The organism is Arthrobacter sp. UYEF21 (genome assembly GCF_040546085.1).
Lineage (GTDB): Bacteria > Actinomycetota > Actinomycetes > Actinomycetales > Micrococcaceae > Arthrobacter.
Genome location: NZ_JBEPNF010000048.1, coordinates 1 through 1607 on the forward strand (window position 1 = coordinate 1; position 1607 = coordinate 1607).

The 1607-nt window shown below is 66.7% G+C and carries 2 protein-coding genes; one reads left to right on the forward strand and one right to left on the reverse strand.

Translation table 11 applies throughout. The annotated features are described in order from the left end of the window. A partial coding sequence (locus ABIB27_RS19280; protein WP_354254697.1) for a putative sulfate exporter family transporter occupies positions 1 to 480 on the reverse strand: 480 nt, incomplete at its 3' end. A gap of 122 nt (positions 481 to 602) precedes the next feature. Between ABIB27_RS19280 and ABIB27_RS19285 the strand changes: the two genes are divergently transcribed. Next, the gene (locus ABIB27_RS19285; protein ID WP_354254699.1) at positions 603 to 1607 is read left to right on the forward strand and encodes a LysR substrate-binding domain-containing protein; all 1005 of its coding nucleotides are present in this window, start codon (positions 603 to 605) and stop codon (positions 1605 to 1607) included.

Below are 1607 nucleotides of genomic sequence, written 5' to 3' on the forward strand. Positions count from 1 at the left end.
GGTGACTGCGGCGATGGCGGAGGCGCCGCAGATGCCGGTGCCGACGCCGATGAGGGTGCGCAGGTCCCTGACGATTCCGAGCCAGCGGCCCAGCAGGTAGGCCGCAAAGAGGCAAGCCATCAGGGTGCCGAGCATGACGGGCAGGGATTCCAGGCCGACCTGGGCGATCTGGGACAGGGACAGTTGGGAACCGAGGACGACGACGGAGAACTGCAGGATGAACTTGCCTGCCGTGTTGGTGCCTGGTCGTAGCCGGTCTCGGGGTTTGATCAGCGCGGCCAGTGCCACGCCGATGACGATGGCGCTGACCGGGCCGCCCACCAGGGGAACGAAACGACCGATCACCGTTGCAACTACAGCGATCGCCACGGCCAGGGCCAGTCCCGGGGTCCTGGCTGCAGTCCCCGAACGCAGGCGGTGAAGTCTTCCCGTTCCGGGATGAGGGCTGCGTGCGGTTTCTGTGCCGGTGGGTGTGTGCATGACTCCCATCCTCGCGTTCACGCACTACAGGCAGTAGGGGGCATACACTTGTGGGGTTACAAGTCCCGCTTGTGTCTGCGGGTGACATGAATGAGGGAGGACCGGCCGTGCTGAGCCCGCGAATGCCGGAATTGTCGGCATTGGAAATGCTCGTCACCGTCCAGGAGCTGGGAAGCCTGTCGGCCGCCGCTGCCCTGCTTGGACTGTCCCAGCAGGGGGTGTCCTCACGGATGAGGGCACTGGAGGCACAGATCGGATCCCCACTGCTGAGCAGATCCCCGCGTGGGTCACACCTGACGGACACCGGTGCGCTGGTCGCCGGCTGGGCTGCTGAGGTGCTGGCCGCGGCCGAACGCCTGGACACCGGGATCGCTTCCTTGCGCTCCGAGAGTGTCCGTCAGCTTCACGTGGCGGCCAGCCAGACCATTGCCGAATATCTGCTGCCGCAGTGGCTGGTGCGGTTGCGCCGGCAGCAGGAGGCCCTGGGATCGGCCCCGGCCCGGGTCCGGCTAAGCGTTACGAACAGTGCCACAGCGGCCGTCATGGTCCGTTCAGGGGCAGCAGCCGTGGGTTTCATTGAAAGTCCCTACGTTCCCCACGATCTTGCGGCCCAAACCGTGCAGTACGACGACATGGTCCTCGTCGTCGCGCCGGACCACCCATGGACCCGTCGCCGGAGCAAAATCAGCCTCGCCGAATTAGCGCGCACACCGCTGGTGACACGGGAGCCGGGCAGCGGTACCCGCGAGGTCCTCGAACACCTGCTTAGCGGAGAAGTAGAAGAGCACATGTCCGCGCCGGCGGTGGAGCTATCCACGACCGCAGCCGTCCGGACAGCCATAGCGGCCGGCACCGGCCCCGGGGTCCTGGCTGCCTTGGCGGTACGCGATGACCTTCTCCTGCATCGACTGGTAGCGATACCCGTCTCCGGGACGCCGATGCGCCGGCCCCTGACCGCGATCTGGGCCACCGGCGCCACACCCCCGGCAGGACCGGCCCGCGATCTGGTCGCTATAGCCTCCACTCCCCAGACCAGCAAAGCCGCTCCAAGCACGACCATGCGAAAGTACCCGATACCCCCGGCAACCCACGCAGAGCCGCCAACGAAGGGACCGAACCACTCCTAG